Source organism: Salmonella sp. SJTUF15591 (assembly GCF_043356435.1).
In the GTDB taxonomy this organism is placed as follows: domain Bacteria; phylum Pseudomonadota; class Gammaproteobacteria; order Enterobacterales; family Enterobacteriaceae; genus Salmonella; species Salmonella enterica.
On record NZ_JBEUJO010000002.1, the window covers coordinates 575,159 to 596,136 of the forward strand.

The 20,978-nt window shown below is 54.2% G+C and carries 22 protein-coding genes and 1 pseudogene; 17 read left to right on the forward strand and 6 right to left on the reverse strand.

All coding sequences use genetic code 11. The features are described 5' to 3' along the window. The first annotated feature begins 232 nt into the window (after positions 1-232). From garD to ABVM99_RS07055, 8 genes and pseudogenes are all read left to right on the forward strand, one after another. Positions 233-1,804 carry a galactarate dehydratase gene (gene garD, locus ABVM99_RS07020; protein WP_023195676.1) on the forward strand — a complete coding sequence of 524 codons (1,572 nt, stop codon included), beginning with the start codon at positions 233-235 and terminating at the stop codon, positions 1,802-1,804. A 257-nt stretch (positions 1,805-2,061) separates the two neighbouring features. Beyond that, positions 2,062-2,916, forward strand: coding sequence for a tagatose bisphosphate family class II aldolase (locus ABVM99_RS07025; protein WP_023195675.1), 855 nt, complete (start codon positions 2,062-2,064; stop codon positions 2,914-2,916). Between the two features lie 119 nt (positions 2,917-3,035). Then, entirely contained in the window at positions 3,036-4,307 is a 1,272-nt protein-coding gene (gene gatZ, locus ABVM99_RS07030) for a tagatose-bisphosphate aldolase subunit GatZ (protein ID WP_000658737.1), read from the forward strand. A gap of 14 nt (positions 4,308-4,321) precedes the next feature. After that, positions 4,322-4,786 (forward strand): PTS galactitol transporter subunit IIA, encoded by a 465-nt coding sequence (gene gatA, locus ABVM99_RS07035; protein ID WP_000080445.1) that lies wholly within the window; start codon positions 4,322-4,324, stop codon positions 4,784-4,786. A 30-nt stretch (positions 4,787-4,816) separates the two neighbouring features. Beyond that, positions 4,817-5,101 (forward strand): PTS galactitol transporter subunit IIB, encoded by a 285-nt coding sequence (gene gatB, locus ABVM99_RS07040; RefSeq protein ID WP_000824293.1) that lies wholly within the window; start codon positions 4,817-4,819, stop codon positions 5,099-5,101. A gap of 3 nt (positions 5,102-5,104) precedes the next feature. Continuing rightward, positions 5,105-6,478: pseudogene (locus ABVM99_RS07045) on the forward strand (galactitol-specific PTS transporter subunit IIC). A gap of 43 nt (positions 6,479-6,521) precedes the next feature. Then, positions 6,522-7,565, forward strand: a complete 1,044-nt coding sequence (gene gatD / locus ABVM99_RS07050) for a galactitol-1-phosphate 5-dehydrogenase (RefSeq protein WP_000844174.1) — start codon at positions 6,522-6,524, stop codon at positions 7,563-7,565. A gap of 110 nt (positions 7,566-7,675) precedes the next feature. Beyond that, on the forward strand, positions 7,676-8,449 hold the full coding sequence (locus ABVM99_RS07055) for a DeoR/GlpR family DNA-binding transcription regulator (protein WP_001083899.1): 774 nt from the start codon (positions 7,676-7,678) through the stop codon (positions 8,447-8,449). Between the two features lie 157 nt (positions 8,450-8,606). Here the strand turns inward: ABVM99_RS07055 and rsmI are convergent, their stop codons facing one another. Continuing rightward, the gene (gene rsmI, locus ABVM99_RS07060) at positions 8,607-9,470 is read right to left on the reverse strand and encodes a 16S rRNA (cytidine(1402)-2'-O)-methyltransferase (protein ID WP_000812285.1); all 864 of its coding nucleotides are present in this window, start codon (positions 9,468-9,470) and stop codon (positions 8,607-8,609) included. 62 nt (positions 9,471-9,532) lie between these two features. On the opposite strand from rsmI, the gene ABVM99_RS07065 reads away from it, so the two are divergent. From ABVM99_RS07065 to dolP, 4 genes are read left to right on the forward strand one after another with little or no spacing between them, the layout of a single operon-like run. Beyond that, positions 9,533-11,575, forward strand: coding sequence for a penicillin-binding protein activator (locus tag ABVM99_RS07065; protein ID WP_023195673.1), 2,043 nt, complete (start codon positions 9,533-9,535; stop codon positions 11,573-11,575). Beyond that, positions 11,533-11,928, forward strand: a complete 396-nt coding sequence (locus tag ABVM99_RS07070; RefSeq protein ID WP_000057285.1) for a YraN family protein — start codon at positions 11,533-11,535, stop codon at positions 11,926-11,928. The genes ABVM99_RS07065 and ABVM99_RS07070 overlap by 43 nt, the downstream gene beginning before the upstream one ends. A 21-nt stretch (positions 11,929-11,949) precedes the next feature. Continuing rightward, positions 11,950-12,540 carry a DnaA initiator-associating protein DiaA gene (diaA, locus tag ABVM99_RS07075; RefSeq protein WP_000893481.1) on the forward strand — a complete coding sequence of 197 codons (591 nt, stop codon included), beginning with the start codon at positions 11,950-11,952 and terminating at the stop codon, positions 12,538-12,540. Between the two features lie 9 nt (positions 12,541-12,549). Next, positions 12,550-13,125 carry a division/outer membrane stress-associated lipid-binding lipoprotein gene (gene dolP, locus ABVM99_RS07080; RefSeq protein ID WP_000643280.1) on the forward strand — a complete coding sequence of 192 codons (576 nt, stop codon included), beginning with the start codon at positions 12,550-12,552 and terminating at the stop codon, positions 13,123-13,125. Positions 13,126-13,191: 66 nt separating this feature from the next. On the opposite strand, the gene ABVM99_RS07085 is transcribed toward dolP, so the two are convergent. Next, positions 13,192-13,827 carry an NAD(P)H-binding protein gene (locus ABVM99_RS07085; protein ID WP_001517952.1) on the reverse strand — a complete coding sequence of 212 codons (636 nt, stop codon included), beginning with the start codon at positions 13,825-13,827 and terminating at the stop codon, positions 13,192-13,194. A gap of 130 nt (positions 13,828-13,957) precedes the next feature. On the opposite strand from ABVM99_RS07085, the gene yhbO reads away from it, so the two are divergent. Next, positions 13,958-14,476: a protein/nucleic acid deglycase gene (gene yhbO / locus ABVM99_RS07090; RefSeq protein WP_000037599.1), complete on the forward strand. Its 519-nt coding sequence runs from the start codon at positions 13,958-13,960 to the stop codon at positions 14,474-14,476. Here yhbO and ABVM99_RS07095 read toward each other — a convergent pair. After that, entirely contained in the window at positions 14,456-14,899 is a 444-nt protein-coding gene (locus ABVM99_RS07095; RefSeq protein WP_001608176.1) for a YhbP family protein, read from the reverse strand. The genes yhbO and ABVM99_RS07095 overlap by 21 nt on opposite strands. Positions 14,900-14,936: 37 nt before the next feature. Here ABVM99_RS07095 and ABVM99_RS07100 point away from each other — a divergent pair, with 37 nt between their 5' ends. After that, positions 14,937-15,254: a GIY-YIG nuclease family protein gene (locus ABVM99_RS07100; protein WP_000928379.1), complete on the forward strand. Its 318-nt coding sequence runs from the start codon at positions 14,937-14,939 to the stop codon at positions 15,252-15,254. Here ABVM99_RS07100 and ABVM99_RS07105 read toward each other — a convergent pair. Both ABVM99_RS07105 and ABVM99_RS07110 read right to left on the reverse strand, forming a co-directional pair. Further along, the gene (locus ABVM99_RS07105; RefSeq protein WP_000908562.1) at positions 15,241-15,744 is read right to left on the reverse strand and encodes a GNAT family N-acetyltransferase; all 504 of its coding nucleotides are present in this window, start codon (positions 15,742-15,744) and stop codon (positions 15,241-15,243) included. The two genes, ABVM99_RS07100 and ABVM99_RS07105, sit on opposite strands and share 14 nt — an antisense overlap. Further along, complete coding sequence (locus ABVM99_RS07110; RefSeq protein WP_000884721.1) at positions 15,738-16,262, reverse strand: SCP2 domain-containing protein; 525 nt, start codon at positions 16,260-16,262, stop codon at positions 15,738-15,740. The genes ABVM99_RS07105 and ABVM99_RS07110 overlap by 7 nt, the downstream gene beginning before the upstream one ends. 216 nt (positions 16,263-16,478) lie before the next feature. On the opposite strand from ABVM99_RS07110, the gene ABVM99_RS07115 reads away from it, so the two are divergent. From ABVM99_RS07115 to ABVM99_RS07125, 3 genes are all read left to right on the forward strand, one after another. Continuing rightward, positions 16,479-17,474: a peptidase U32 family protein gene (locus ABVM99_RS07115; RefSeq protein WP_000421309.1), complete on the forward strand. Its 996-nt coding sequence runs from the start codon at positions 16,479-16,481 to the stop codon at positions 17,472-17,474. Beyond that, positions 17,465-18,361 (forward strand): U32 family peptidase, encoded by an 897-nt coding sequence (locus ABVM99_RS07120; RefSeq protein ID WP_077684029.1) that lies wholly within the window; start codon positions 17,465-17,467, stop codon positions 18,359-18,361. Before ABVM99_RS07115 ends, ABVM99_RS07120 begins: the two co-directional genes overlap by 10 nt. A 177-nt stretch (positions 18,362-18,538) precedes the next feature. After that, positions 18,539-19,546 carry an LLM class flavin-dependent oxidoreductase gene (locus ABVM99_RS07125; protein WP_023195671.1) on the forward strand — a complete coding sequence of 336 codons (1,008 nt, stop codon included), beginning with the start codon at positions 18,539-18,541 and terminating at the stop codon, positions 19,544-19,546. Between the two features lie 90 nt (positions 19,547-19,636). On the opposite strand, the gene mtr is transcribed toward ABVM99_RS07125, so the two are convergent. Beyond that, entirely contained in the window at positions 19,637-20,881 is a 1,245-nt protein-coding gene (gene mtr / locus ABVM99_RS07130; RefSeq protein ID WP_000224373.1) for a tryptophan permease, read from the reverse strand. Positions 20,882-20,978: the final 97 nt, after the last annotated feature.

The window sequence follows — 20,978 nt, forward strand, 5'->3', positions numbered from 1 at the left end:
TTTGAGCATACGCCCATGATACTGGGCGCTAATGCACACATTTACGCTTTACCCGGCCTACATAAAAAATTTCATAATTTGCGGTGATCTGGATCACATTCTTATATTTATACTCCTGTCATTCTTATTTCATTATGCATGAACTTTATTTCTTATATTGAGATTTAACGATTTAACCATAACCAAAATAGATAATCCTATTTCTATCATCCAGGCTGGAGAATGTTGAACAATGGCCAATATCGAAATTCGCCAGGAATCGCCATCGGCGTTTTATATAAAAGTACATGAAACCGATAATGTCGCAATTATTGTTAATGACCACGGTCTTAAAGCCGGAACACGTTTTCCGGATGGCCTGGAACTGACTGAACATATTCCGCAAGGCCATAAAGTCGCTCTGACGGATATCCCCGCTCACGGCGAAATCATCCGTTATGGCGAAGTCATCGGTTATGCGGTACGCGACATCCCGCGCGGAAGCTGGATCGACGAGTCGCTGGTTGAACTGCCAAAAGCGCCGCCGCTGAATACGCTACCGCTGGCGACCAAAGTACCGGAACCGCTGCCGCCGCTGGAAGGCTATACGTTTGAGGGCTATCGTAACGCCGATGGCAGCGTCGGCACCAAAAATCTGCTTGGCATTACCACCAGCGTGCACTGTGTGGCGGGCGTAGTCGATTATGTGGTGAAAGTAATTGAGCGCGATCTCCTGCCCAAATACCCGAATGTCGATGGCGTTGTAGGGCTAAACCATCTGTACGGCTGCGGCGTGGCAATCAACGCGCCGGCGGCGGTCGTGCCGATTCGCACGATTCATAATATCGCGCTCAACCCCAATTTTGGCGGCGAAGTGATGGTGATTGGCCTCGGTTGCGAAAAACTGCAGCCGGAACGGCTGCTGGAAGGCACCGAGGATGTTCCCGCCATCGCCGTTGAAAGCGCCAGTATTGTGCGTTTACAGGACGAGCAGCATGTCGGCTTTAAATCAATGGTCAACGATATTTTGCAGGTCGCCGAACGCCATCTGACGAAACTGAACCAGCGCCAGCGCGAAACCTGCCCGGCCTCCGAGCTGATCGTCGGGATGCAGTGTGGCGGCAGCGATGCGTTTTCCGGCGTCACGGCAAACCCGGCGGTGGGTTATGCTTCCGATCTGCTGGTACGCTGCGGCGCGACCGTCATGTTCTCGGAGGTCACCGAAGTGCGCGATGCCATTCATCTTCTGACGCCGCGCGCCATCAACGAAGCCGTGGGTAAACGCCTGCTGGATGAGATGGCCTGGTACGATAACTACCTTGATATGGGGAAAACCGATCGCAGCGCTAACCCGTCCCCTGGCAACAAAAAAGGCGGCCTGGCGAACGTCGTGGAAAAAGCGTTGGGCTCTATCGCTAAATCGGGTAAGAGCGCCATTGTCGAAGTATTGTCGCCGGGCCAGCGCCCCACCAAACGCGGCCTGATTTACGCCGCGACGCCCGCCAGCGATTTCGTCTGCGGCACGCAGCAGGTCGCTTCCGGCATTACCGTACAGGTCTTTACCACCGGACGCGGCACGCCGTACGGGCTGATGGCGGTGCCGGTCATTAAAATGGCGACGCGTACCGAGCTGGCGAACCGCTGGTATGACTTAATGGATATCAATGCAGGCACCATCGCCACGGGTGAAGAGACAATCGAAGATGTGGGCTGGAAGCTGTTTCACTTTATTCTCGATGTCGCCAGCGGCCGGAAAAAGACTTTCTCGGACCAGTGGGGCCTACATAACCAACTGGCGATATTTAACCCGGCGCCAGTGACCTGATCCAGGCGATGCCATTCTCTGACCAGGGTATAACCGCATAATCTGTAGACCGGGTAAGCGCCAGCGCTACCCGGTATTTTTTCGCCCTTAGTCTGTAGCCTGAAGTATGTCTGCCCGACATGCTTTTTTTACGCCTAACTTTCGATAGCTTCCATTTTATTTCGAAATTTTCATTTATCAGATCAAAATCACAAAAAAACATTCCGAAAGCCTATAAATTCTTTCAAAGAAAACAAACGAAAGATTTCGGAGGAAGGATGTTTATCATTTCAGGCAGAACAATGCTAAAGAAGGCGCAGCAGGAAGGCTATGCTGTGCCGGCGTTTAACATCCACAACCTGGAGACATTGCAAGTGGTGGTGGAAACCGCCGCAGAATTGCGCTCTCCGCTGATTGTCGCCGGTACGCCAGGCACCTTTAGCTACGCAGGCGTCGGTAATATCGTGGCCATCGCCGCAGAACTGGCGAAAAGCTGGAACCATCCTCTCGCGGTACATCTCGATCATCATGAAAAACTGGCCGACATCAAAAGGAAAGTCGCCGCCGGGGTACGCTCGGTCATGATCGACGGGTCGCATTTCCCCTTTGCCGACAATATTGCGCTGGTGAAAAGCGTGGTTGATTACTGTCATCGCTACGATGTCAGCGTTGAAGCTGAACTTGGGCGTCTCGGCGGGCAGGAAGACGATCTTATCGTTGACGGCAAAGATGCGCTTTATACCCATCCGGAACAGGCCCGGGAATTTGCAGAAAAAACGGGTATCGACTCGTTAGCCATTGCTATCGGCACCGCTCATGGCCTCTACACCGCTGAACCAAAACTTGATTTTGAACGACTGACGGAAATTCGTCAGCGGGTTGATGTCCCCTTAGTCCTTCACGGCGCCTCTGGCCTGCCGACCCGCGATATTACCCGCGCTATTTCGCTGGGCATCTGCAAAGTTAACGTCGCCACCGAGCTAAAAATCGCCTTTTCCGGCGCGCTTAAAAACTATTTAACGCAACACGCAGAGGCCAGCGATCCCCGCCATTACATGATCCCGGCGAAAGCGGCCATGAAAGAGGTTGTACGTAAAGTGATTGCCGACTGCGGTTGTGAAGGGAAGCTCTAAAGCCCCCGGATTTAGCACGGCAAAGGGCGTTTTCATAGCTGGATCACGAAAGCCATTATTATCCTTTGCCTTCAAACCAAAAATATTATGAAGATAAACAAAAGATATCGGAGCCAGAAGTGAAAGAAATAATTTCTCGTCACAAAGCAGGGGAACAGATAGGGATCTGTTCCGTATGTTCAGCACACCCGCTGGTGATTGAATCCGCATTACGTTTTGATTTGAACAGCGGGAACAAAGTTCTGATTGAAGCGACCTCTAACCAGGTTAATCAGTTTGGCGGTTATACCGGCATGAAACCGGCTGACTTTCGTGATTTTGTCTATGGCATCGCCCAGGAAGTGGGTTTTCCACGTGAGCGGTTGATTCTTGGTGGCGATCATTTAGGGCCTAACTGCTGGCAGAACGAACCGGCAGCGGCGGCAATGGAAAAGTCGGTTGAGTTAATAAAAGCGTATGTCGCCGCTGGTTTTAGCAAAATTCACCTGGACGCGTCGATGTCCTGCGCAGATGACCCGACACCGTTGGATCCGATGGTCGTTGCACGCCGTGCCGCCGTGCTTTGTAAAGCAGCAGAAGAGACCGCAAACGAAGAACAAAAATACCATCTGACTTATGTCATCGGCACGGAAGTGCCCGTTCCTGGCGGTGAAGCCAGTACCATCGGCAGCGTTCATGTCACCCGCGAAGTCGATGCTGCCCGTACGCTGGAAACTCACCAAATCGCGTTTCGTGAATCAGGTCTGGAAGAAGCACTGTCACGCGTGATCGCCATTGTGGTGCAACCGGGCGTTGAATTTGATCATACCCAGATTATTCATTATCAGCCGCAGGCGGCACAGGCGCTCTCCGCATGGATAAAAGAAACGCCGATGGTCTATGAAGCGCATTCGACTGATTATCAGACGCGACAGGCCTACCGCGCCCTCGTTCGCGATCATTACGCCATTCTGAAGGTCGGCCCGGCGCTCACTTTCGCGCTGCGCGAAGCCATTTTCGCACTTGCGCAAATGGAAAATGAGCTGGTATCCCCAGAACAACGTAGCCGCGTGATGGAAGTTATCGATGAAGTGATGCTAAACGAGCCAGGCTACTGGAAAAAATACTACCGTCCAACCTGGAGCCAGGCGATGGTCGACATCCACTTTAGTTTGTCTGACCGTATTCGCTATTACTGGCCGCACCCGCGTATTCGTCAAAGCGTAGAGAAGTTAATCGCCAATCTGAACAACGTCACATTGCCGCTGGGATTAATTAGCCAGTTTATGCCCGTACAGTTTGAACGCCTGTCTGAGGGCGTGCTCACCCCTACGCCGCATAACCTGATTATTGACAAAATTCAGGATGTTCTGCGCGCTTATCGCTTCGGTTGCACGCCGGATGTTGCCTGAATAATGGAGAATTTATGAGCCAACTATTTGTCCGAACCGGAATCACATTCGACTCGAGCCAACAGGCGCTGGCGCACATTGGCAAAGAGATGCTGGCGAAAGGCGTGGTACATGATAGTTATCCGCAGGCGCTGGTGGAACGTGAAGCGTCTTTTCCTACCGGCATTGCGCTGGAGCGTCACGCCGTCGCTATCCCTCATTGCGAGGCGGTTCATGCGAAATCACCCGCTATCTATCTGATTCGTCCAGATAAGCCGGTCATGTTTCAACAGGCGGATGATGACGAAGAGATTGCCGTTTCGTTAATCATCGCCTTAATCGTTGAAAACCCGGCGGCACAGCTAAAACTTCTGCGCCGCCTGTTTAGTGAGCTACAGAACCCGAGCACCCTCGATGCCCTGTTAAGCGCGCCGGATGCCGAACTCGCGATACGCTTTCAGGAAACCATCCTTGAGCCTGAGCAGTGCGTCCAGGTTTGATAATAAATTGATAATAATGAGGAATACCCTATGAAACGTAAAGTAATTGTGGCCTGTGGCGGTGCGGTTGCAACCTCAACGATGGCTGCGGAAGAAATTAAAGAGCTATGTGATGCCAACCATATTGAGCTCGACTTAGTGCAATGCCGGGTCACCGAAATCGAAACCTATATGGACGGCGCCGATCTTATCTGTACCACTGCCAGGGTCGATCGCGCCTTTGGCGATATTCCCGTCGTTCACGGTATGCCTTTTGTTTCCGGCGTGGGTATTGAAGCATTACAGCAAAAAATTCTGTCCATTCTCATGGGGTAACGTATGTTTAGCGAAATAATGCGTTATATCCTCGACTTAGGCCCAACGGTGATGTTGCCTCTGGTGATCATCGTGTTCTCTAAACTGCTGGGAATGAAGCTTGGGGATTGTTTTAAATCGGGTTTGCATATTGGTATCGGCTTCGTGGGTATTGGTCTGGTCATCGGCCTGATGCTGGATTCTATCGGCCCCGCGGCGAAAGCCATGGCGGAACATTTCCAAATCAATCTCCACGTTATTGACGTCGGCTGGCCAGGTTCATCGCCCATGACCTGGGCGTCACAAATCGCGCTGGTCGCGATCCCTGTCGCCATCGGGGTTAACGTCCTGATGCTGGTGACCCGCATGACCCGCGTGGTGAATGTTGATATCTGGAATATCTGGCACATGACCTTCACGGGCGCCATGCTGCATCTGGCGACCGGTTCATACTGGCTGGGGATTCTGGGCGTTGTGGTTCATGCCGCCTTTGTCTACAAACTGGGGGACTGGTTTGCCAAAGATACCCGCGACTATTTTGGCCTCGAGGGGATTGCTATCCCACACGGTTCATCCGCGTACCTGGGCCCCGTGGCGGTACTCGTTGATACCATTATCGAGAAAATTCCGGGTCTCAATCGTATTCACTTTAGCGCAGACGATGTCCAGAAACGCTTCGGACCGTTTGGCGAGCCGGTGACTGTCGGCTTCGTGATGGGGCTGGTGATTGGTGTACTGGCAGGCTACGACGCCAAAGCCGTTCTGCAACTGGCGGTCAAAACCGCAGCGGTGATGCTGCTTATGCCACGCGTCATTAAACCTATTATGGATGGCCTAACGCCTATCGCGAAACATGCGCGTAAACGTCTACAGGCTAAATTTGGCGGGCAGGAGTTCCTGATAGGCCTTGATCCAGCGCTACTGCTCGGTCATACCTCTGTTGTCTCCGCGAGCCTGATATTCATTCCGCTGACCATCCTGATTGCCGTCTTAGTACCGGGGAACCAGGTGCTGCCGTTCGGCGACCTCGCCACCATCGGTTTCTTTATTGCGATGGCGGTCGCGGTACACCAGGGCAACCTGTTCCGCACGCTAATTTCAGGTGTCATTATCATGGGTATCACCCTGTGGATAGCCACGCAGACGATTGGCCTGCATACCCAACTGGCTGCCAATGCCGGAGCGCTAAAAGCTGGCGGACAAGTCGCCTCGCTGGATCAGGGCGGTTCCCCCATCACCTGGCTGCTGATTCAACTTTTTACCTAGCAGAATATCGTCGGCTTCGCCGTCATTGCCATTATCTATCTGGCCGGCGTACTGCTGACCTGGCGTCGCGCCCGACAGTTTGTCGCGGCTGAGAAAGCCACGGCGCTACAGCAAAGTCAAATCGCCTCTTAATTTTAGGGGAGCAATCGCTCCCCTCACCTTCCTGGAGAATGTTATGAAATCAGTGGTTATTCACGCTGAGGGAGACGTGCGCGTTGAAGAACGCCCCTTACCACAACTGCAAGCCGAGGACGATGTGTTGGTCAAGGTCGTTAGCTCAGGGCTTTGCGGATCGGATATCCCGCGCATTTTCGCGCAGGGCGCCCATTATTATCCTATTACGTTAGGCCATGAATTCAGCGGCTACGTTGAATCCTACGGCACAGGCGTAACGGATATGCAGCCTGGCGATGCCGTCGCTTGTGTCCCGCTTCTTCCCTGCTTTCACTGTCCGCAATGCGAACGCGGTTACTTTTCTTTATGCAAACAGTATCAGTTTGTAGGATCGCGCAGCGAAGGCGGTAATGCGGAATATGTGGTGGTCAAACGGGCCAATCTTTTCCGCTTGCCGTCTGATATGCCGATTGAAGATGGCGCGTTTATCGAACCGATTACCGTGGGCTTACACGCCTTTCATCTGGCGCAGGGCTGCGAGGGGAAAAACGTAATTATCGTTGGTGCCGGGACAATTGGCCTGCTGGCCTTACAGTGCGCGCGGGAACTGGGCGCGCGAAGCGTAACGGCGATTGATATCAATCCGCAGAAACTGGAACTTGCGAAAGCGCTCGGCGCAACGCATACCTGTAATAGCCGGGAAATGACCGCCGACGACATCCAGACCGCGTTGTCCGACATTCAGTTTGATCAACTGGTTCTCGAAACGGCAGGAACTCCCCAGACCGTCTCGCTGGCTATCGATATCGCCGGGCCGCGCGCGCAACTGGCGCTGGTGGGGACGTTACATCACGATCTCACCCTGACAACGCGTACATTCGGGCTAATTTTGCGTAAAGAACTCACGCTCCTCGGCAGTTGGATGAACTACTCCGCGCCATGGCCAGGAGAAGAATGGGAAACCGCAGCGCGCCTGTTGGCTGAAAAACGTCTTCAACTGACCCCTCTCATTGCCCATCGCGGCGATGCGGAAAGCTTTGCAGAAGCAGTCAAAGCGCTTAATGGCGCGCCCATGCAGGGCAAAATCCTACTTCAACTTTCCTGATGGTACGAGCCAGCAACCTGCGCTGGCTCACATTTCCTTTCGAAATTTAGCGTTCACCTTTCGCAATCCTTCGATTAAACTAGTTACAGTTAATTATCAGGCAAATCAATATGAACTCATTTGAGCGAAGAAATAAAATTGTCGACCTGATTAATACGCAAGGCAGCGTGCTGGTGATGGACCTTTCAAATACCTTTGGTATTTCTGAAGTGACTATCCGTGCTGACCTGCGTCTGCTGGAAGAGAAAGGCCTTGTCACCCGTTTTCATGGCGGCGCGGCAAAACCGGGAAGTCATCTGGCGGAAGGCGACAATCAGGAAGTCATTCTGGAAGATCGGTATCAACTCGCCAGCGATCCGAAAAAGCGGATTGCCCAGGCGGCTGCGGCAATGGTTGAAGAAGGAATGACCATCATTCTGGATAGCGGGAGCACAACATTACTGATTGCGGAAGCGCTCGCGCGAAAAAGCAATATTACGGTGATAACTAACAGCTTGCCTGCCGCTTTTACGCTATCAGAAAATAAAGATCTCACGCTGGTGGTTTGCGGCGGTACGGTACGGCATAAAACCCACTCAATGCACGGCACGATTGCGGAACGATCGCTACACGGCATCAGCGCCGATGTCATGTTTGTCGGGGCGGATGGCATTGATGCGACAAACGGTATTACCACGTTTAACGAAGGTTATTCCATTAGCGGCGTCATGGCGGCGGCGGCACACAAAGTTATCGCGGTACTAGACGCGACCAAATTTAACCGTCGCGGCTTTAACCAGGTATTGCCGATGGACAAGATCGACTGTGTGATAACCGATGACACTATCAGCAAACAGGATAAAGCGGCATTAGCGAAAACAGGCGTGGAACTAATGATCGTCTAAAAAGGAGTCGGTTATGCGTTGCTGATCGCGAGAGTAAGCCCGAAGGAAAGGCCCGGCCCGCTATCACCGCCCAATGCCCCCATCAATTTACCCACATCAATCACCTGATTGAGTATTAACGCGATGGCGATAAAAGGCGGTTCCCGGGCGCTCGCTTTTACTCTTCCTGCTGCCCCAGCGCATATTTATACAGCGCATTTTTCTTCACGCTGTGAATTTCTGCTGCCAGCGCCGCCGCTTTTTTCAGCGGCAGTTCTGCCTGTAGCAGCGCCAGCGTGCGCAGCGCGTCGGCGGGCAGGTCGTCTTCTTGCGCTTTATGCCCTTCGACAATCAGCACCATTTCGCCTTTGCGACGGTTTTCATCTTCTTTGACCCACGCCAGCAGCTCGCCGACCGGCGCGCCGTGAATGGTTTCCCAGGTTTTGGTCAGCTCACGCGCCAGCACCACATAGCGGGATTCTCCCAATACCGCGACGATATCTTCCAGGCTATCTAACAGGCGGTGGGTTGACTCATAAAAAATCAGCGTTCGCGGCTCCGCTTCAATGGCTTTTAGCGCATCACGGCGGCCTTTGGATTTCGCCGGTAAAAAGCCTTCATAGCAGAAACGGTCGGATGGCAGGCCAGCGGCGCTCAGGGCGGCAATCGCCGCACACGGCCCCGGTAGCGGCACCACGCGAATCCCCGCTTCACGGCAGGTACGTACCAGGTGATAGCCGGGGTCATTAATTAGCGGCGTACCGGCGTCGGAAACCAGCGCAATGTTCTGCCCTTCTTTTAGCTTCGCGACCAGCGTTTCCGCTTTTTGTTGTTCGTTATGGTCGTGCAGCGCAAACAACCGGGCATTAATCCCAAAATGTTGCAGCAATAAACCGGTATGACGAGTGTCTTCAGCGGCAATTAAATCAACGGCTTGTAAAACTTCCAGCGCGCGTTGAGTAATATCAGCCAAATTCCCGATAGGAGTAGGTACAATAAAGAGTTGGCCCTGAGAATTATCCGCCGATTCGTTTTGTTTCATTGTGTCGTCCGTATTGCCGATTTAATATTGAGCATTGCGTAAAAAATATCACTGGATACAGTATGGTACCCTCAACATTTTCTCGTTTGAACGCCGCACGCGCGCTGCCTGTCGTCCTGGCTGCGCTACTTTTCGCCGGGTGCGGCACCCAGGCGCCAGATCAAAGCGCAGCCTATATGCAGGGTTCAGCGCAAGCTGACTCCGCCTTTTACCTGCATCAGATGCAGCAAAGCGCAGATGATAGCAAGACCAACTGGCAATTACTCGCCATTCATGCACTGCTGAAAGAAGGAAAAAGCCAGCAGGCCGTCGACCTGTTCAACCAACTCCCGCAAAATCTGAACGATACCCAGCGTCGCGAACAGTCTTTATTAGCGGTAGAAATCAAACTGGCGCAAAAAGATGTCGCAGGCGCGCAGGCCTTGCTGGATAAACTAAAACCCGCCGACTTTGCGCCAAATCAGCAAGCGCGTTACTGGCAGGCGCAGATCGTTGCCAGCCAGGGACGCCCGTCGCTTACCCTGTTGCGGGCGTTAATCGCCCAGGAACCGCTACTGGCGGCGAAAGATAAACAAAAAAATATCGACGCCACCTGGCAGGCGCTCTCCGCCATGACGCCGGATCAGGCCAGGACGTTAGTTATCAACGCTGATGAAAATGTGCTTCAGGGCTGGCTGGATCTGCAACGCGTCTGGTTTGACAACCGCAACGATCCAGACATGCTGAAAGCCGGGATCGCCGACTGGCAAAAACGCTACCCGCAAAATCCGGGGGCGAAAATGCTGCCGACGCAGCTCGTCAATGTACAACGTTTTAAACCAGCTTCCACCAGCAAAATCGCTCTGCTGCTGCCGCTGAACGGTCAGGCTGCCGTGTTTGGCCGTACCATCCAGCAAGGTTTCGAAGCCGCGAAAAACCTCGGCACCCAGGCGGTAGAGATGCAGCCTGCCGCCGCGCCTGACGCGCCAGTAGAACCTGGCGTGGAGGAGACGCAGCCACAAATGACCAACGGCGTCGCCAGTCCGTCGCAGGCCTCGGTGAGCGATCTGACTGATGACGCTCCATCCCAGTCCGCTACGCCAGTCAGCGCGCCACAAACTCCCCCTGCTACAGCAAGCGCGCCGGCGAATCCCTCCGCTGAATTAAAAATCTACGATACCTCTTCCCAGCCGTTGGATCAGGTGCTTGCTCAGGTTCAGCAAGACGGCGCCAGTATCGTGGTCGGGCCGCTGTTGAAAAACAATGTGGAAGCGCTGATGAAAAGCAACACGCCGCTCAACGTGCTGGCACTCAACCAGCCGGAAACGGTACGTAGCTTCCCTAATATCTGCTATTTCGCGCTCTCTCCAGAAGATGAAGCCCGTGATGCGGCGCATCATATTTATGACCAGGGCAAGCAGTCGCCGCTGCTGTTGATCCCACGCAGCACGCTTGGCGATCGCGTGGCGAACGCCTTCACCCAGGAGTGGCAAAAACTGGGCGGCGGCATCGTGTTACAGCAAAAATTCGGCTCCGTAGCCGAGCTGAAAATGGGCGTGAACGGCGGCGCGGGTATCGCGTTGACGGGCAGTCCGGTCGCCGCCAGCGTGCCTGCGCAGCCTGGCGTCACCATTGGCGGACTGACCATCCCTGCGCCGCCGACCGACGCGCAAATCACCGGCGGCGGACGCGTAGACGCGGTCTATATTCTGGCTACGCCGGAAGAGATTGGCTTTATCAAACCGATGATCGCCATGCGTAACGGCACTCAGAGCGGCGCGACGCTGTATGCCAGCTCCCGCAGCGCGCAAGGCACCTCCGGCCCCGACTTCCGTCTGGAAATGGAGGGTTTACAATACAGTGAAATTCCTATGCTGGCAGGCGGCAATATGCCGTTGATGCAGCAGGCGCTGAGCGCTGTACATAACGACTATTCTCTGGCGCGGATGTACGCCATGGGCGTGGATGCCTGGACGCTGGCGAACCACTTTTCGCAGATGCGTCAGGTGCAGGGGTTTGAGATCAATGGTAATACCGGCGCATTAACCGCCAGCCCGGATTGTGTGATTAACAGGAAGTTATCATGGCTCAAATACCAGCAAGGGGAGATTGTTCCCGCCAGCTAACGCGTAAACAGGCTGGCGACGCGTGGGAAGCTGCCGCGCGTCGCTGGCTGGAAAGCAAAGGACTGCGGTTTATCGCCGCCAACGTGCGCGAGCGCGGCGGCGAAATCGATCTGATCATGCGCGACGGAAAAACGACGGTTTTTGTTGAGGTCCGCTATCGGCGCTCCGGGCTTTATGGCGGCGCGGCGGCTAGTGTGACCCGCAGCAAGCAACACAAATTATTACATACTGCCCGCTTGTGGCTCGCCCGCCAGAATGGGAGTTTTGATACTGTGGATTGTCGGTTCGATGTGTTAGCCTTCACCGGAAATGAGATTGAGTGGTTTCGGGATGCGTTTAACGACCACTCATAATTGAAGATTTTAAGGATTAGCGTGCTCGAAAGAATCAAAGTTTGCTTTACAGAAAGCATTCAAACTCAAATTGCTGCGGCGGAAGCGCTTCCGGATGCCATTTCCCGCGCCGCCATGACGCTGGTTCATTCCCTGCTTAACGGCAACAAAATCCTCTGTTGTGGAAACGGGACGTCCGCGGCCAACGCACAGCATTTTGCTGCCAGCATGATTAACCGCTTTGAAACGGAGCGACCCAGTTTACCCGCCATTGCACTAAATACCGATAATGTGGTCTTAACTGCGATCGCTAACGATCGCCTGCACGATGAAGTTTATGCAAAACAAGTCCGGGCGCTGGGACATGCAGGCGATGTTTTATTGGCGATCTCTACGCGTGGTAATAGTCGCGATATCGTAAAAGCCGTTGAAGCAGCCGTCACACGTGACATGACCATTGTGGCGCTAACCGGGTATGACGGGGGTGAGCTGGCCGGACTATTAGGGCCGCAGGATGTCGAAATTCGTATCCCTTCACACCACAGCGCGCGCATTCAGGAAATGCATATGCTGACGGTAAACTGCCTGTGCGATTTGATCGATAACACGCTTTTTCCTCACCAGGATGATTAAGGAGTACACATGAAGGCATTTTCGCCGCTCGCAGTCCTTATTTCTGCGTTGCTATTGCAAGGTTGCGTCGCCGCCGCGGTAGTGGGTACGGCAGCCGTCGGCACCAAAGCCGCAACCGACCCGCGTAGCGTGGGCACCCAGGTGGATGACGGAACGCTGGAACTGCGTGTCAGCAGCGCGCTGTCGAAAGATGAGCAAATCAAAAAAGAGACGCGCATCAATGTCACGGCTTATCAGGGCAAAGTTTTGTTAGTGGGCCAGTCGCCAAACAGCGAACTCTCCGCACGCGCGAAACAGATAGCTATGGGCGTTGAAGGCACCACCGAGGTCTATAACGAGATTCGCCAGGGTCAGCCTATCGGCCTGGGGACCGCCTCTAACGATACCTGGATCACCACGAAAGTTCGCTCACAGCTACTGACCAGCGATCAGGTAAAATCGTCAAATGTGAAAGTCACCACCGAAAATGGCGAAGTGTTCCTGCTGGGCCTGGTGACTGAACGTGAAGGTAAAGCGGCAGCGGACATCGCCAGCCGGGTGAGCGGCGTGAAACGCGTGACCACCGCCTTTACGTATATTAAGTAACCGGTGTGCCGGGTGGCGATAAGAATGTGTAAACCGCGTCGCCATCCGGTAAATCATCCGGCTTCGCTACCCCGCTTTTTCCCGCAGTTGCGATGAGGTCAGAATCGTCACGCCTTCTTGTGCTGGCGCCAGCGCTTCCGCCAGCATGGCCCGCGCCACATCCCGCGCATCAATCGATTTCCAGTTTCCTGGCAACAGCCGAAATAGCGGAGCGAAAAGCGTTTCATTCACCCGCCGCGTTGTTCTGTCGCCGAGCAGCATAGAAGGCCGGGCAATCGTCAAACGAGGCCAATTTTGCGCGATTAACGCCTCCTCCATTTCTCCTTTCACCCGATTGTAGAAAAACGGAGAGTGCGCGTTTGCTCCCATTGCGCTGACCACCAACATGTGCTGCGCGCCCAGTCGACGCCCGGTCAGCGCGGTATCAACCACCAGCGTATAATCCGCATGAATAAACGCCGCTTTACTTCCCGCTTCACGCCGGGTCGTGCCCAGGCAGCAAAAAACAATATCCACCGGGTCGGTCACCTGAGCTAACGCGTCGGTAAGCTGCGGATCGTGAGGGTTATAAACGCCGACAATATCCGTCAGCGGGCGACGCGTCGGCGCGGCGATAGCGCTCACCTGCGGCGTGTTGATTAACATTCTCAGCAGATGTCCGCCGACCAGTCCGGTCGCGCCGGTAATCAGTACCTGACTCATCCTCGCTCCTTTACAGATTTGTCCACCTTGCACTCTCGGCCCTATCGACCAGGCTTAATAGTCTACGAGGTAAGTATCCATCATTGTGGAAAATTTGCCTTACCCGACGCCACCACTGCGGAGGAAACGCATGAGTAAGAAAATTGCCGTTTTGATTACCGATGAATTTGAAGATTCAGAATTTACCTCGCCGGCAGCAGAATTCCGTCAGGCCGGCCATGAGGTCATCACCATCGAAAAAGAGGCGGGTAAAACGGTGAAAGGAAAAAAAGGCGAGGCCAGCGTCACCATTGATAAGGCTATTGATGACGTTCGTCCCGACGAGTTCGACGCCTTGCTATTGCCGGGAGGTCATTCGCCGGACTACCTGCGCGGCGACAGCCGTTTCGTGGATTTTACCCGCGATTTCGTTAACAGCGGTAAACCGGTTTTTGCCATTTGCCACGGCCCACAGTTGTTGATCAGCGCCGATGTCATTCGTGGCCGCAAACTCACGGCGGTGAAACCGATTATTATCGATGTGAAGAATGCGGGCGCGGAATTTTACGATCAGGAAGTCGTCGTCGATAAAGATCAGCTGGTGACCAGCCGCACGCCTGACGACCTGCCGGCATTTAACCGCGAGGCGCTACGCCTGCTGGGCGCGTGAGTCGCGTAACCAGTGCAGTTTTTTACCAAACCCCAGCGTGTTGTCGGTGAATTTAATTTCATCCAGCCGGATTTCCCATACCGGCGCTGGCAGCACCCTGGCGACCGGGAAGCGACGAAGGTAAGCTTTACGCGCGGCGTCGCTTTCCTCCCCCTCCAGACGGCGAATTTCCCCTTTAAACTGCACGCCGCGAATGCGCGCCACCGTTTTCGGCTGACCATTGACCGTTCCCGCAACTGGCGCGCACGCGCCGGACATTTGCGCATGGCGGGTTTTATCATCCGTTAACAGATATAGCGCGACGTTTTGCGCATCGAACAAATAAAACGCATTGGCGCACCACAGCTCTCCCTCATGGTGTACGCACCAGGTCACCACGTGTTGTTTCGCCAGCCAACGGCCAATAGCGGTAAGTGTGTCCATCTTTATTCTCGCTTATACTGGGAACCTGAAAATTATCATGCTGATGGCGACAATGACACCCTGGTATCTGTATCTGATTCGTACTGCAGACAATGCGCTTTACACCGGAATAACTACCGATGTGGCGCGTCGTTACAGGCAGCATCAAACGGGAAAAGGCGCAAAAGCATTACGGGGAAAAGGCGAGTTAACGCTGGCGTTTGCGGCGCAGGTTGGCGATCGCTCGCTGGCCCTGCGCATAGAGTATCGCATCAAACAGCTCACAAAGCGCCAGAAAGAGCGCCTTGTGACGGAACGCGAAGCGTTTGAGGCGCTGCTGTCCAGCCTGCAAACGCCGGTGCTTAAAAACGATTGAAGTGGTCGTGATACTCCACCAGCCCCGTCACGCCCTCCAGCGCATCCTCAGCCAAACGGTGTACCTGGAAAGCGCTTTCCGTACCGGGCCAACGGCAGTGAAGATCGTAATGTGCGGCCAGTTCAAAACCGAAGCGGCTATATAACGCCGGATCGCCCAGCGTCACGACCGCCGCGTAGCCGAACTCATTGAGCGAATCCAGCCCTTCATACACTAACTGGCGCGCCAGTCCTTGCCCGCGATACTTTTCATCGACCGCCAGCGGCGCCATGCCGACCCACTGTAAATCTTCGCCCTGCACATCAACCGGACTAAAGGCGACATAGCCCACCACCTGGCCTTCATCATCCGTGGCCACCAGTCCGAGCGTCAGAAAACCATCTTCACGCAAATCGTGAACCAGCTTCGCTTCCGCATCGCTTTCGAATGAACGGCGTAACAGCGCATCAATACCAGGCGCATCAATGGGAATTTCTACTCGAATTAGCATGGTTCACCTACCGAGGTCTGTTTGGTTTCCGGCGAGTTTTTCATACCCGCCTCAACAAAATCCGCCAGTTGCAGCAGCATAACGCGTAACGCTTTCGGCATCTGCTCCAGTTCGATGGCGTCCATCAGATTCTTCACATACAACCCTAACTCAGTATCGCCTTCAATGACCAGTCGACGCTGGAAAAAGAGCGTATCCGGGTCCTGTTTACGGGCGGCAATCATTAGCAGATCGCTGGCGTCGGCGCTAAAACTGACGTCAGCATCCGCCTGCTGGCTAACGATCAGCTTTTCATTTTCAACCGTGGTATACCATTTTAAGTCGATGTCACGAACATGAATGCTTAACCAACGACCTTCGAGGAATTCCAGCTCTCCATCGGCCAGCGCCTGACGAAACTGCCAGCTCAGAACCTGTTCCAGAACCTGGCGCTTTAGCGCAAAGGGCGTCAGTTTAACCGGTACACTCATCAGAGACGGGCCAGCATGGACTAAGCGTGAACGCAGTTTATCTAACACGAGCTTTACTCCCTGTTTCAATAGTCCTGTTATTTTGCCATATCCAATAAATCACATGGCGGCGTAAATCAACAATTGGGTCTGATTTTCTACCCCATTATTGGTGTTACCAATACGCCTTTAACTGCCTTAAATCAAAAATTGTCGCAGCAAGGTTAACTAAAATCCCTGTTCGTTAACAATTTTGCGTCTCAGACGTAACCCTCAGGATAAATTATGGAGCTGCTCTGCCCTGCCGGAAATCTCCCGGCGCTGAAGGCGGCCATCGAAAACGGCGCTGACGCCGTTTATATCGGGTTAAAAGACGATACCAATGCCCGTCATTTTGCCGGCCTTAACTTTACCGAAAAAAAATTGCAGGAAGCGGTGAGTTTTGTTCACCAGCATCGCCGCAAATTACACATCGCCATTAATACTTTTGCGCATCCGGACGGCTATGCCCGCTGGCAGCGCGCCGTGGATATGGCGGCGCAGCTTGGCGCCGACGCGTTGATTCTCGCCGACCTCGCTATGCTGGAATATGCCGCAGAGCGTTACCCGCATATTGAGCGCCATGTTTCCGTTCAGGCCTCGGCAACCAACGAAGAGGCGATTCGCTTTTATCACCGCAACTTTGATGTCCACCGTGTAGTACTGCCGCGTGTACTGTCGATTCATCAGGTAAAACAACTGGCCCGCGTCACGCCGGTGCCGCTGGAGGTATTCGCGTTTGGCAGCCTGTGCATTATGGCGGAAGGTCGCTGCTATCTTTCTTCCTACCTGACGGGGGAGTCGCCCAATACCGTCGGCGCCTGCTCTCCCGCCCGCTTTGTCCGTTGGCAGCAAACGCCGCAGGGGCTGGAATCGCGCCTGAATGATGTCCTGATTGACCGTTACCAGGATGGCGAAAACGCAGGCTACCCAACGCTGTGTAAAGGCCGCTATTTAGTGGACGGCGAGCGCTATCACGCGCTGGAGGAGCCAACCAGCCTGAACACGCTGGAACTGCTGCCGGAGCTCATGGCGGCGAACATCGCTTCGGTGAAGATCGAAGGCCGCCAGCGCAGCCCGGCCTACGTCAGCCAGGTGGCGAAAGTGTGGCGCCAGGCGATCGATCGCTGCAAAGCCGCCCCGCAAAACTTCGTTCCACAGCGCGACTGGATGGAGACGCTCGGCGCGATGTCCGAAGGCACCCAAACCACGCTTGGCGCATATCACCGTAAATGGCAGTGAGAGGAGCTATGAAATATTCCTTAGGACCGGTGCTTTATTACTGGCCGAAAGAGACGCTGGAAGATTTTTATCAGCAGGCCGCAAAAAGCAGCGCTGATGTCATTTATCTGGGCGAAGCGGTGTGCAGCAAGCGTCGCGCGACCAAAGTCGGCGACTGGCTGGAAATGGCGAAATCCCTCGCCGCCAGCGGTAAGCAGGTGGCGCTCTCCACCCTGGCGCTGGTACAGGCGTCATCTGAATTAAGCGAGCTGAAACGCTATGTGGACAACGGCGATTTTCTGCTGGAAGCCAGCGATCTTGGCGTGGTGAATCTGTGCGCCGAGCGCAAACTGCCGTTTGTCGCCGGCCATGCGCTGAATTGCTACAACGCGGTCACGCTGCGCCGGTTGCTGAAAGAAGGCATGGTACGCTGGTGTATGCCGGTGGAGCTGTCCCGCGACTGGCTGGTGAATTTGCTTAATCAGTGCGACGAACTGGGCATTCGCAATCAGTTTGAAGTGGAAGTGTTGAGCTACGGCCATCTGCCGCTGGCCTACTCCGCTCGCTGCTTTACCGCCCGTTCGGAAGACCGCCCGAAAGATGAGTGCGAAACCTGCTGTATCAAGTATCCAAACGGTCGTGACGTGTTCTCGCAAGAGAATCAGCAGGTGTTTGTGCTTAACGGTATTCAGACCATGAGCGGCTATGTCTATAGCCTTGGCAACGAACTGACGTCGATGCAGGGATTGGTCGATATCGTGCGGCTGTCGCCGTTGGGGACGGAGACATTTGCCATGCTTGATGCCTTTCGCGCTAACGAAAACGGCGGCGCACCATTACCGCTTGCCGCGCATAGCGACTGTAACGGCTACTGGAAGCGGCTGGCCGGGCTGGAGCTACAGGCCTAGCCGGATGGCGGCATAAAGATCTTATCTGGCCTACAAATAGCGATCCCGTAGGCCTGATAAGCGCAGCGCCATCGGGTATTGTTTTTGCCGTCAGTCTCATAAAGCTCACTTTGTTAACAACATTCGCTAATCTTTAATGCAGTATTAAAAGATTAACCGGTAACAAAGTGAGCCGTTATGACTGACAAAACTATTCCGTTCTCGGTGCTGGATCTGGCGCCGATCCCTGAAGGATCTTCGGCAAAAGAAGCCTTCACGCACTCGCTGGCTCTCGCACGGCTGGCTGAAAAGCGCGGTTATCACCGCTACTGGCTGGCGGAACATCACAACATGACCGGTATCGCCAGCGCGGCGACCTCGGTATTGATTGGTTATCTGGCGGCCAATACCACAACATTACATCTTGGCTCCGGCGGCGTGATGCTGCCTAACCATTCACCGCTGGTGATTGCCGAGCAGTTCGGCACGCTGAATACGCTCTACCCGGGACGTATCGACTTAGGGTTGGGACGCGCGCCGGGTAGCGATCAGCCGACGATGCGCGCACTACGTCGCCATATGAGCGGCGATATTGATAACTTTCCACGCGATGTCGCAGAGCTGGTGGACTGGTTCGACGCTCGCGATCCTAATCCGCATGTGCGCCCGGTGCCCGGCTACGGCGAGCAGATCCCGGTCTGGCTGTTGGGCTCCAGCCTGTATAGTGCGCAACTGGCGGCCCAGCTTGGTCTGCCGTTCGCCTTTGCTTCGCATTTCGCGCCGGATATGTTGTTCCAGGCGCTGCATCTGTACCGTACCCAGTTCAAACCTTCAGCGCGGCTGGAAAAACCGTACGCGATGGTGTGTATCAATATTATCGCCGCCGACAGCAACCGCGACGCCGAATTCCTGTTTACCTCCATGCAGCAGGCTTTCGTGAAGCTACGCCGTGGGGAAACCGGCCAACTGCCGCCGCCGATTGAGAATATGGAGACCTTCTGGTCGCCATCCGAGCAGTATGGCGTGCAGCAGGCGCTGAGTATGTCGCTGGTCGGTGATAAAGCGAAAGTCCGTCACGGGCTGGAATCCATCCTGCGGGAAACCCAGGCGGATGAAATTATGGTAAACGGGCAGATTTTCGATCATCAGGCGCGCCTGCATTCGTTTGATTTAGCGATGGATGTGAAGCAGGAATTGTTGGGGTAGTGCGTTGTTTTGCCCGGTGGCGCTTCGCTTACCGGGCCTACAGCATCAAGTAGGCCGGATAAGGTGCAACCGCCATCCGGCACAATAACGTTACTGGTACACCGGCAGCAAATTAAAGCTCGACAGAATATGGATAACCGCGTTGCCGACACCGAAGACCAGAATCAGGGCAATCATCGGTTTACCGCCCCAGACGCGAAATTTTGGGCTGCCGAAACGTTCGCGAGATTTACGCGCCAACAGCGCAGGCACAATGGCCGCCCAGATAGTTGCAGCTAAACCTGCATAACCAATGGCATACAGAAAACCGTTCGGCCACAGCAGGCCACCGACAATTGGCGGCACAAACGTCAGCAGCGCCGTTTTAAAACGCCCCATTGCCGAGTCATCAAAGCCAAACAGATCCGCCAGATAGTCAAACAGCCCCAGCGTCACGCCAAGGAAGGAACTGGCGACCGCAAAGTTAGAGAACACCACCAGCAGCAGATCCAGGCTGCGGCTGTTCAGCACGCCGCTTAACGCCTGTACCAGCACATCAATATTGCCGCCTTTCTGTGCAATGCCGATAAATTCTGGACGCGGGATGTTGCCCATCGTCCCCAGCAGCCAGACGGAATAGAGCGCCAGCGCCAGTAACGTTCCATAAATCAGGCATTTCACGATGGTGCGCGGATCTTTGCCGTAATATTTCATCAGGCTCGGTACGTTACCGTGATAACCAAAAGAGGCCAGACAAAATGGCAGCGTCATCAGCAGGTACGGCGTATATGACGCGTGGCTTTCAGCCACGTTAAACAACGTGGCAGGCTGAACGTGTCCTAACAGGCTGCCGAAGGTCAGGAAGAAAGTAATCACTTTCGCGCCCAACACAATCGCCGTCATCCGACTGACCGCCTTCGTACTCAGCCACACGACAAACGCCACCAGCAGCGCAAAGGCAAAACCTGCCGCTCGCGCCGGAACGTTCAGCGACATCTCAGCAAAGGTATGATGCAGAATCGAGCCGCTCGCCGAGATATAGGCATAAGTCAGGATGTAGAGCACAAAGGCAATAGAAATGCCGTTGACAATGTTCCAGCCTTTCCCCAACAGATCTTTGGTGATGGTGTCGAAACTCGAACCAATGCGGTAGTTAAGGTTGGCTTCGAGGATCATCAGCCCGGAGTGCAGCATACAAAACCAGGTAAAGACCAGCGCCGCCATCGACCAGAAGAACCACGCCCCGGACATGACCACCGGCAGGGAGAACATCCCCGCGCCAATGATGGTGCCGCCGATAATCACCACGCCGCCAAGCAGCGAAGGTGACGTTTGGGTGGTGGTAAGTGTTGCCATTCAGCTCTCTCTCCAGTCATTTATAATGTGACTATCTCTCAATACGTTGCACTGTACCAGTACACGAGTACAAAAGAAATAAAAAAAGCCCCGATTG